This is a genomic window from Shewanella sp. SP1S1-7 (genome assembly GCF_031932105.1).
Lineage (GTDB): Bacteria > Pseudomonadota > Gammaproteobacteria > Enterobacterales > Shewanellaceae > Shewanella > Shewanella baltica.
In genome coordinates, this window is the sequence record NZ_JAUOEU010000030.1 from 52,198 (window position 1) to 62,989 (window position 10,792).

At 46.3% G+C, this 10,792-nt stretch carries 10 protein-coding genes; 6 read left to right on the top strand and 4 right to left on the bottom strand.

Features of this window, described 5'->3' with window-relative positions:
* The first annotated feature begins 172 nt into the window (after positions 1-172).
* The gene (locus tag Q4Q49_RS18590) at positions 173-1,741 is read left to right on the top strand and encodes a PAS domain-containing methyl-accepting chemotaxis protein (RefSeq protein WP_312000076.1); all 1,569 of its coding nucleotides are present in this window, start codon (positions 173-175) and stop codon (positions 1,739-1,741) included.
* A gap of 248 nt (positions 1,742-1,989) precedes the next feature.
* Entirely contained in the window at positions 1,990-2,346 is a 357-nt protein-coding gene (gene hpf, locus Q4Q49_RS18595; protein ID WP_006080817.1) for a ribosome hibernation-promoting factor, HPF/YfiA family, read from the top strand.
* A gap of 91 nt (positions 2,347-2,437) precedes the next feature.
* On the opposite strand, the gene Q4Q49_RS18600 is transcribed toward hpf, so the two are convergent.
* The 3 genes from Q4Q49_RS18600 to Q4Q49_RS18610 all read right to left on the bottom strand — a co-directional run bounded on the left by Q4Q49_RS18600 (position 2,438) and on the right by Q4Q49_RS18610 (position 4,913).
* On the bottom strand, positions 2,438-2,962 hold the full coding sequence (locus Q4Q49_RS18600) for a DUF6622 family protein (RefSeq protein ID WP_115335223.1): 525 nt from the start codon (positions 2,960-2,962) through the stop codon (positions 2,438-2,440).
* 107 nt (positions 2,963-3,069) lie between these two features.
* Entirely contained in the window at positions 3,070-3,720 is a 651-nt protein-coding gene (locus Q4Q49_RS18605; protein ID WP_126491421.1) for a response regulator transcription factor, read from the bottom strand.
* 29 nt (positions 3,721-3,749) lie between these two features.
* Positions 3,750-4,913, bottom strand: coding sequence for a histidine kinase (locus Q4Q49_RS18610; protein ID WP_312000079.1), 1,164 nt, complete (start codon positions 4,911-4,913; stop codon positions 3,750-3,752).
* A gap of 183 nt (positions 4,914-5,096) precedes the next feature.
* Here Q4Q49_RS18610 and Q4Q49_RS18615 point away from each other — a divergent pair, with 183 nt between their 5' ends.
* Positions 5,097-5,591, top strand: coding sequence for a DUF2141 domain-containing protein (locus tag Q4Q49_RS18615; RefSeq protein ID WP_312000080.1), 495 nt, complete (start codon positions 5,097-5,099; stop codon positions 5,589-5,591).
* A gap of 14 nt (positions 5,592-5,605) precedes the next feature.
* Entirely contained in the window at positions 5,606-7,276 is a 1,671-nt protein-coding gene (locus tag Q4Q49_RS18620; RefSeq protein ID WP_312000081.1) for a carotenoid oxygenase family protein, read from the top strand.
* A gap of 64 nt (positions 7,277-7,340) precedes the next feature.
* Here the strand turns inward: Q4Q49_RS18620 and Q4Q49_RS18625 are convergent, their stop codons facing one another.
* Complete coding sequence (locus Q4Q49_RS18625) at positions 7,341-8,063, bottom strand: YebC/PmpR family DNA-binding transcriptional regulator (protein WP_312000082.1); 723 nt, start codon at positions 8,061-8,063, stop codon at positions 7,341-7,343.
* Between the two features lie 419 nt (positions 8,064-8,482).
* Here Q4Q49_RS18625 and Q4Q49_RS18630 point away from each other — a divergent pair, with 419 nt between their 5' ends.
* Positions 8,483-10,051, top strand: coding sequence for a methyl-accepting chemotaxis protein (locus Q4Q49_RS18630; RefSeq protein WP_261271874.1), 1,569 nt, complete (start codon positions 8,483-8,485; stop codon positions 10,049-10,051).
* 330 nt (positions 10,052-10,381) lie between these two features.
* Positions 10,382-10,606 (top strand): TIGR02922 family protein, encoded by a 225-nt coding sequence (locus tag Q4Q49_RS18635; RefSeq protein ID WP_006080825.1) that lies wholly within the window; start codon positions 10,382-10,384, stop codon positions 10,604-10,606.
* Positions 10,607-10,792 lie beyond the last annotated feature (186 nt).

A 10,792-nucleotide genomic window follows, 5' to 3' on the forward strand; every position in this document is an offset into this window, starting at 1 on the left:
GGCTTTGTCACAATTGTTTGTTTTTATTTGCTTAGGTGTATCTAGTGGTTACTGCTTGTTTAGCGTTAGGTTAATTTTTATGCTGCCAATGTGAGCTTTATCAATTTTGATGTACTGAGGTTTTGGCAGAATGCTCGTTATCTTTTTTACCGAGACCTAGCCTGATAACCCTATGCATAAAAATTCTAAGAATGGTGAAACACACCTGTCAGATAATGCGATTCTACTATCCACGACGGATTTGAAGGGAAACATTAAATATGTGAATCAGACTTTTTCGCAGATCAGCGAGTTTAGCGCTGCTGAGTTACAAGGGAATCCCCATAACATAGTGCGTCATCAAGATATGCCAGCGGCTGCGTTTAAGATCCTTTGGGAGCGAATTAAGCTGGGTAAACCTTGGATGGGTATCGTTAAAAATCGCACTAAAAATGGCGGTTATTACTGGGTAAATGCCTATGTTGCCCCTGTGTATGAAGACGGTAAAATTCACGAATATCAATCTGTTCGCCGCCAAGCCACTCCAGAGCAGATCAAAGCCGCCGAGAGTATTTACAGCGATATTAATCAGGGTAAGCAACCTAAGGTATTGCGCAAAGACAGGTTAGGTTTCAGTGGCAAGATACTGCTGGCCATGCTGATGTCGATTATGACTACGGCAATGATTGCCAGTTATTCTCCCATTGTTGCCGCGATTGCGGGGATGACGATAGCGTGCCTAGCATGGTATTTCCTGATGCAGCCGCTGCAAAAACTCGTGTCGATGGCGACTAATATTATTGACGATCCTGTGGCGACGGGCGTGTATACCGGCCGCCAAGATGAGATTGGAAAATTGGATCTTGCTCTGCGCTTTTTGATCACCGAAATTGGTGGCGTTGTCGGCCGCATGGCGGATTCTGCCAGTGAAATCCAATCTCAAAGTGTCAATCTTAAACAAACCATTACCAACACTTGGGAGCACGCCGATAGCCAGAGTGAGCAAACGACGCAGGCTGCAACAGCGATGGAGCAGATGAGCGCCAGTTTTGCCGAAGTGACGGGCAATATTCACCGCACCGCCTCTGAAATGGTGTCGAGCCACGAGGCGGCTCAACGCGGTCATTCACGTTTAGAAACTGTCATAGAGGCGATTCATCAGTTGAGTGTGCAAGTGAGTCACTTTTCCGATGTGGTTCAAACGATTGAAGAAGATAGCCGTGCAATTCACCAAGTGCTTGAGGTGATACGTGCCATTGCCGATCAAACTAATCTGTTAGCTTTAAATGCGGCAATTGAAGCGGCGCGGGCAGGGGACAGTGGCCGCGGTTTTGCCGTGGTGGCCGATGAAGTCAGACAATTATCGAGTCGTACTAGCCAATCCACCTCGCAAATCGAATTAATTGTTAGCCGCTTTAGGGAAAGTACTCAAAGGGCGACTTCGACTATGATGGCGGGACAAGAGCAGGTTAAACGTTCGGTCGGCTTAGCGCAGGAAGCCAGTGTTGCTTTTGGCGAGTTGCTTTCATCTATATCAAGGATTAACTCCTTAAGTGATGATAATGCCGCCGCTATGACCCAGCAGACCTCAGTGGCCGCTGAAATCAGTCGTGCTATTCATGTGATCAGCGATTTGGCTCAGCAGAGTTTAGAGCAGACGCTCGATGCGGCGGCGCGGGGCGACCAAGTGTCGCGTCTATCGACTAAGACGCATCATCTGTCACAACAGTTTTGGCAGCAGAGTGTGCAACGTAAATATTAAGTGTATTTACTTTAGGTCGCATTGAATTTTGTGATTGATTTACTATCAATGCCTGGTTATAAATCAATCACTTAATCGCATTTTTCGGACAGTTTTATTTTCAACTTCTTGATGGCTGTCACATTTAGGAGATGCTAATACCTGAGTTGATCGAAATATTTGCCAATATCCCTTGTGTTTTATTCTGTATGCCCCAAGCTCTAGTAGTGAAGCGAAAATAAAAGTAATGACATTAAAAGGGACAACCTATGAAAATAAATATTTCTGGTCACCACGTCGATGTTACTGATTCTATTAGAGAAGATGTTAACGAGAAATTTGCTAAGATCGCCACTCATTTTCCCTCTCTGATCGCACTGGATATCATTATTGCGAAAGAGCATGGCGAGTATCAGGTTGAAATTCGAACCAATTATGAAGGCAGCCGCATTTCCGCTTCGGGTACCGATGAGGTTATGTACCCAGCTATCAAGGCCGCATCGAAAAAATTAGATGCTGCACTTAAGCACCGTAAAGGTCAACTAAAAGCAGATTTACATGAAACTCCGAGCTGCACAACGCCAGCCATTGCCCATGAAATTATCCAAGAGATGGAGCTTCGTTAGGTTTTAGCCATTACTCATCGTCTTAGATGAGTACAAAAAGGGCCTTAACTGGCCCTTTTTGTTGGCTGCAATTTGAGTAAGTGTTAGCGCACTAGTGCGCCGAATAGCCGTTAATTTGAGCATGATGCGCGCCAGTGAGTATGCGAACTGCTCTTAGGATAAAGATGCCACTGAGCAGGCCATAGGTAGCGCTAGTGATGGCGATGAAAAGGTGGTTTTCTAAGATATTTGCCTGTGTCGCGAGTGTGTAAGCCACGGCATATTTAATGATAAAAATCCCTAAAATCAGCAGCAGCGGCAGCCAACTGCCTTTGATATGGTACAGACCCGCTTGGTAACTGACAGGCGTTTTAGGCAGCAGAGACCAAGCTAAACCCACCGTCAGTAGTAAACTGACTCCCCATAGCATAAGCGCTAATGGGCTGTGTAGACTCGAATTGAGTGATATCACAGACCATATCGTCATCACTGCTGGCATCAGTAATACGCGGCCTAAGCTGAGTTGACGATTCTTTGTCTGGCTCAGCCCCAAATAAATCAGTCCAGCGAGTAAAGCAAAGACCCACATTGGCGTGTGGCTAACTATCGTGCTTATGGCATTGATAAGATTTTGCATCAGTGTTCCTTTCCTATAAGTTCATGCTGTTAGAGCAAGGCTGATTTCATTTTTGAGCATGGCTTTGCTGCGCTCATGGCAATTGGCTTTTGCTGAATACTATTGGGTTAGATCAATGCCAGTTGTAAGCCCTTGAGTACAGCTTGGGTGCGGTCTCGGCAATCGAGTTTAGTGAGTATGTTAGAGACATGATTTTTCACTGTGCCCTCGGCTAAAAATACCGCATTGGCGATTTCCTTGTTGGAGAATCCGCCCGCCATAAAACTGAGGATTTCCCGCTCCCGTTCCGACAATAATTCATTTCTAGTTACCCCAACGCTAGGTGCAGGTTTAGGCTCACTCATCTGTTTGAGTACCGAAGGCTCTATCAAGTAGCCGCCTTTGGCGACGGTTTCGATGGCGTGCAGTAACTTGTCGAGTGACACGTCCTTGAGTAAAAAGCCGTTTGCTCCCGCCTGTAAACTATTGAGGAATAACTCACTGTCGTCGAAGGTGGTTAACATGATGACAGGTAAGCGATTGGCACTCTGACGTATCTGTTTGAGCATGGCGATGCCATCAAGATTTGGCATGCGAATATCACTGAGCAGCACATCGACAGGATTATTGGCGAGTTGGCTGAGTGCATCTTGGCCGTCTTCGGCCTGCCATAACACGCGAATGTTGTCGGAAATGGCGAGCAGGCTAGCGATGCCTTGGCGAACCAATTGTTGATCTTCTACTAAGCCGACACTGATGATGTTGTTTTGCGTATCCATAGCGATTCCAAAGAGTTTTCAATAAAAAGTTAAGCGAGTGCTGGGAGGGTGAGGGTGAGTTGGCAGCCGGGCGCCGAGTCATTCGCCCTTAGCTGTACCTTGCCATTAAAGGGCTGCAGTCTTTCCTGCATGCCGCTAAGCCCTGTGCCATAAAGTCCTGTACCGCTTTTAGCTGATGCGTTTCGCGCGGCTACCCGTGTTAGCCCCACGCCGTTGTCGCTCAGTTGCAATACCAGTGCGCTTTGGGAGTCTTCCATGCTCAGTTGCAGTTGATTCGCCTTGCCGTGGCGCACGGCGTTGCTGATGCCTTCTTGCAGGACTAACAGCAGGGCTTGAGTCAGTTCGGCCGATTGCAGTGGTTTCATCGTCTTGCAGGTGAGAGTGACGCTGGGTAAGCGGGTCATCAGCGCCTCTAAAGGTGGGACTAAATCCAATCCCACTTGCACTCTTTGCGCCCTGACGACGGCGCGAATACTTTCAAGTAGCTCTTTGGCTAAGGATTTACTTTGGTTAACTTGAGGTTTGAGTTCTTCGGGCGCTTTATGGCTCAGTACTTCTAATTGCAGAGAGAGTGCTGTGAGCTGGTGGCCGAGAATGTCGTGCAAATCGCGGGAGATCCTTAATCTTTCCTGCTGTTCGCTGGCTTGGCTCAGTAGGGCGCGAGTGGCGATGAGCTGTTGGTTTAGTTGTTCTTGTATCAAGCGAGATTTACGCTCGGAAAGCCTTGCTTGGCTGCTGCTGTAGGCAAAGAGTTGAAAGCCAAGATAGATCAAAATATTGAACACATTGCTTTGCTCATGCCAATGCCATTGCAGCAGCGCGTAATAAACAAGGTTGGCTAGCAGCAACTGTGAAATAGCTTGGCGGCGATTGAAAAACTCAGGCAAGAGTGACGCCCAAATAACGAAGAGGATCGGCAGCAATGCATGGTTTGCCGTGAGTAATAAGTTCAGCACGATAAGCGGCATTGCTAGTGTGGCAAGGCGACGAAACCGCATATTGTTATGCGCCACTTTATCGGTAGCGATCAGTATAAATGCCACTAAATACAGCCCATAAAGCGTGGCATTGAGCATGCCTTGCCATGTATGCAATGCGGCTTGGTTTATCCCAACCCAAGCCACTAATGCCCAAGTGAGCACTCCAGCGGCAATCAACATGTTTTCTTCTTTCGCTAATCGATTTTCTAGCACGAATGACGATTCCTTAATCCAATTCTGCCGACCATTCTAAGGTATCAGCGCCAGATGTCACTATGCCAAAAGTCATCTTGTTAAATTCTTGTTTCATGACTTTTGGCACCTGTTTTTAGTCCTGTGATTTTTTAAGCTAACTCCATCGCAGTTACTTATCAGCGCAAATAACAGGAGTAAGACATGAAACACGTGAACTTAACGATGACAACAACTCAGATTCGCCGAGCCAATATGACCAAAAGGACGTTATCAGCAATTTGGGGCGCAGGCTTAGCTTGCTTGCTCTTGTCGGCAGGAACCATGTCCGCAGAGATCCAAGCACATACCCTGACTGTGGATATCGATAATATTCAAGTACAAACCGGCGCCTTAATGGTTGAGCTTTATGCCAATGCCGAGAATTACGCCGCAGGCCACAATCCCAGCGCATCTATGATAAAGCCCGTCACTAAGACAGAGCATAGGCTGGTATTTAGCGATCTCGCCGATGGTCAATATGCGGTCAAGGTCTTTCACGATGAAAACGGTAATCACAGCTTAGATACCAATATGTTAGGTGTGCCGAGTGAAGGCTATGGCTTCAGCAATAACGCCGGCAGTTTTGGGCCTGCGAGCTTTAAAGACGCCAGCTTTAGTTTGCAGGCCGATGCGCAAATCACTATACATATTCGCTAAGGGAGGGCTGCACCATGGATAGACGTCAATTTCTAGCAGGCTCTGCCGCCCTAATGACGACTGCTGTTTGGGCGAGTTCAGTGGATAAATTACTGGCACTGGATAACGCACAAGCGGTCGCCCGTGAGCCATGGGCCATAGGTTTTAATGGGGCTGAAGGCGACTATCAGCCGCTCACTATGCAGGTTTCGGGCGAGTGGCCAGCGCAATTGAGCGGCAATCTATATCGTAATGGGCCTGCAAAAATGTCTCGGGCAGGTAAGGCATATCAGCATTGGTTCGATGGCGATGGCATGGTGCAGCAGTTTAGTGTGGCCAATGGGCAAATTCAGCATCAGGCTAAGTTTATCCAAACAAAGAAGTTTAAAGTGGAGGAGGCCGCTGGCGCATTTAAGTACACCACCGCAGGCACAGTGATCCCCAATGCTTTACCCATTCGCAATAACGATGACTTGAATGTGGCTAACACCAGTTTATTACCGCGCCACGGCGAGTTGCTTGCCTTGTGGGAAGCGGGTTCACCCTATCGACTCGATGCGCAGACCTTAACCACGCTCGGCGTTAAAAGCTTTGGCGACAAGTTTAAGGGCTTACCCTTTTCCGCCCATCCACTCGATGATGGACAAGGTGGACTGTGGAATTTTGGTGTCTGGTATGTTGGCGGCGAGAAGCAATTACTTGTGTATCAAGTGGCAGCCGATGACAGCATTGCCAGAATGGAAGTGATTGAATTACCGCAGGCGAGTTATTTACATGCCTTCGCGCAGAGTGAGAATAAGCTAGTGTTTTATATTTCATCTTGCGTGTATGAAGAGGGCGAAACTTATATCGATGCTTTTAAATGGCGCCCCGAATTGCCATCGCAATTACTGGTTATCGACAAAGCTGACTTTAAAGCGCGTCAGTTACACCCACTGCCTGCAGGATTTGTGTTTCACTTTGGCCAAGCCATTGAGAAGAATGGCGAACTGTCAGTGCAACTTTGCCTCTATCCCAATTCGGCAATTTTAACTCAAGGGATGAAGGGGTTACTGACGGGCGCCCGAAAAACAAAAACACCCCATGCCGAGTTAGTGACGATCACAGTACCGCTGACTGCAACACTTACAGCTACTAGCAAAACGCAGTTTGCGGGGACGTTATCTTCCTCTGCACGAATTAACCGCAGCGGCGTGATGATGGAGTTTCCCCAGTTTGCGCAGCACACTATGAGTAACAAAGAGTCTGCACAGCAAACGAGCAATGCCGAAAAGCTTGCAGAGAAAACGGGTGGAGCTTCGGAGTTTGTCCCGATATTTGGCGTTGGAGCAAGATCAGATTCTGCTGCTAATTCTGGTGCTAATTCTAATTTTAAATATGAAGCCGAATCTGAATCAGGACTGAGTAATACTCTGTATTGTATTCATAATGCAAAACACAGCAGCCAGCACGGTGCTAATACACTTGGCGACGCGAGCTATAGCGCGTTTTATCTTGGCAAAGACAAGATTGCCGAAGAGCCGCTTTATATCCCCGCCACTGAGCAGCATGAAGCCTATTTGTTGATGACTTGGCTCGATTATCACAATGCACAGTCTGGTTTGTCTTTGTTTCGAGCCAGTGACATCAGTGCGGGACCCATCGCTTCGGCTCAGATGAATAGGGTATTGCCGTTAGGGTTTCACGGTTGTTTCATTAACGCTTAATATATTGACCTATAAACAAAAAACGCAGCCTAGGGCTGCGTTTTATTTCAGGCGAAAGTGGTGCTTAGTCTTCAATTTCCGCATTGTGATAGACGTTTTGTACGTCGTCACAATCTTCTAAAGCGGCGATAAACTTTTCAAACATAGCCACATCTTCACCTTCAACTTTAGTCATGTCCTGCGGTACGAAGGTGATGTTGTCTAATTCGAAGTTAACTTCTGGCATCGCTTCGGTCAGTGCAGTTTTGACCTTAAAGTACTCAGTGTGCGGCGCGTAAACTGTGATTAAGCCATCTTCCAGCTCTACATCGCTCACATCAACGTCAGCCATCATCAGCAGCTCTAAAATTGCATCTTCGTCATCGCCCGCAAACACGAATACGGCTTGATGATCAAACATGTGGCCAACAGTGCCTGGGCCGCCGAGTTTGGCATCGTTCTTCACGAAGGCTTGACGCACTTCAGTGAAGGTACGTTTTACGTTATCGGTTAGGCAGTCAACAATAACCATGCAGTTGCCAGGACCAAAACCTTCGTAACGGGCGGTATCATAATCTTCACCGCCGCCGCCTTTGGCTTTTTCGATTGCGCGTTCAATAACATGCGCTGGCACTTGGTCTTTCTTAGCGCGTTCAATCAAGCGACGCAGTGATAAGTTTCCATCGGGCTCAACGCCGCCTTGCTTAGCGACGACGTAAATCTCTTTACCGTAGCGTGAATAAATGCGGGTTTTTTGACCGGCTGTTTTCGCCATGGATTCTTTCTTGTTTTGATATGCTCTGCCCATCTTGATCTCGTTAGCTCAAAAAAATTGCGCCGATATTAGCAGTTTTCTTGGCATAAGTGCAGTCGTCCCTATGTGATTTATTACCGAGAAGGCGACGGGGCACGCATTTCAGGGCAAAGTTGGCTTTTTCAGATGGGGTAAACTTGAGAATGGACTAAGACTAAATCACGCGAAATTAATACTAATGTCTAATGCCATACACACGCGAGACTGTTGATGATAGCTAGCTGCTACTTTGTTTATCTAGCGAGATAAATTTTCTAGCTTATTCAGAGAAATAGACTAAAACTATAAATCTTGAGCGTTATCATGGTGAGTCCTTCCTAGTCAGTTGTAATCGATAGCGGCTGAACGAGGGCTAATGATTCGACTTTTAGCATTTCCCTTTCATTTTTACCTTGCTCAGTTACGGGAAGTATATGGAAATACAGCACAAAGTTTTAATTTTCATCAGTTTCATGCTGATTACTCTGGGAAGTTTATTGCTCGAGGGACTGCATCTTCCGAGCATTGTGCAGGCGCTGATCTTGGGCGCAATCACCTCTGGCTCAGTGGTGTGGGTGTGTTTGCGCGCAACTAAGGCTAAGCTCGACACCGATGAGGCAAATACTAAGGCATTAAAAGATCAAAGCCTTCCCGCCCATGATATCAGTGTGCAAACCAGTAAAATTGCTATTGGTTCGGCTGAAGTGTCACATTTTATTGATTTACTGAACAAATCCATTGAATCAAATGGCGAGCATGCTAGCGCTATTGCCGTTGCCGCGGGGCAATTGAGCCATACTACGGCCCAACTTGGCGATAATGCCGCCGATATTTTAGGTCAGGCACAAGAGGCCGAGCGTGTTAGCGTGCAGGGGCGTAGCCAAGCCCAAAAAGGTGTAGCGGCCATTCGCTCGCTGAGTACAGATATTGATACCGCCGCCGAGCAAGTACAGTCGCTTAAGTCGCGAGCCGAAGAAATCCAAAAAATTACCGAAGTGATTAACTCTGTTGCAGAACAAACGAATTTGTTGGCGTTAAATGCGGCCATCGAAGCAGCTCGTGCGGGAGAGCAGGGTCGAGGTTTTGCTGTCGTTGCTGACGAAGTACGCAGCCTTGCGGGTAAAACCGCGGGTGCGACCCAAGATATCGGTAAGATGTTATTAGAAATCCGCAGCGAAACCGATAAAACCTCTGGACTGATGGAAAGGGTCGTAACGCAAACCGCCGATGTGGTCACCGCCATGGGTGAGTTAGATGCGCACTTCACCGAGATTTCGGCCTCAGTGACCCAATCGGCCCATGCGTTAGGTGACATGGAAGATTCGCTCAAACAATATAACAATACCACTAATGACATTAGCCGCTCGGTGACTCAAATCCGTGATTCGTTAAATTTAACCGGTAAACAGAGTCATAGCGTATCCGAGCAGGCCTTTACCTTATCTTTGACCACTGAGGGGATTTTTAAAGCGCTGTCTAAATGGGATACACAAACCTTCGATCAGCAAGTTTTGCAATTGGCTAATGCCGCCGCTAAAGCCTGTGGTGACAAGTTAGCACAAGGTTTAGCCAGCGGCAGTTTTAGTGAGACGGATTTGTTTAATCCTAAATACCAACCTATTGCCAATACTCAGCCACAAAAATACAGCACAGCTTTCGATCGTTATACCGATCAGCATTTTCCAACGATTCAAGAACCCATTCTGGCAAAACACAGCGAAATAATCTATGCGGGAGCCGTTGATAAAAAAGGTTATTTCCCGACTCATAACAAACGCTTTAGCCAAGCACTGACGGGTAAGGTCGAAGTTGATATGGTGCATAATCGAACCAAACGTTTGTTTAATGATCCGACAGGCATCCGCTGCGGCGCTCATACCGAGCCTGTATTACTGCAAACCTACAAGCGGGATACGGGCGAAGTGATGCACGACTTGTCAGTGCCCATTTTTGTGAATGGTAAACATTGGGGCGGATTTAGGGTGGGATTTAAGGCTAAGTAAATAAGTCATCACATTTAGGTTATTTACTCTAAAAAATGCATAAAAACGCACCTTGGGATGTATTGCATATGTGATCCTTGATGAGTAATTGATTAACATAATAGAAATAGATTGGCATCTTTTTGCTGAAGTGCTTAAATAGCTCAAGGTGTACAGTTTGATACAGTTCTGTACGCCATAATAAAAATATAAAAATTGAATAAGACCTTAATTAGTTGATTTAAAAATGGTTAAAATATCTTTGGGGATATTTTAAGATGTAGAGGACAAGGAGCTCTCTTGCGACGTAAATATAACGCAGCAGACGCTGCTTAATGTGAGTTAAATGTGATGCAAGCAAATCAAGCCACTGTTACTGTTTTATATTATGACGCGCCCGTGGGGTTAATTATGCACAATTCTGTGCTAGCTAATTTGCCTGTGAGTGAAGCTGGGCGTGTGATGATACCGGCAAGTTTTCGTAAGGGAAAATCGATCATTGCCGTACTTGAAGGTGAATGTAAGATACTGAACTCATTGGGCGAGCGGGTATTTGCTCAGGCTAACATAGGTTGAAATTAGCTTATAATTTCAAAAGGTTAGAATTAAAAATTAACATTCAATAGATTAGCATGTCAAAAAATAGTCATCCTTGGGACGCATAATCGCCTTGTTGAATTAGCGTCTCGACTTTCTCTGCAATACTTCTTTTAATCTTTTTTATAATGTACAGAACGTATTTACTGCGCTTTATCGGCTTGA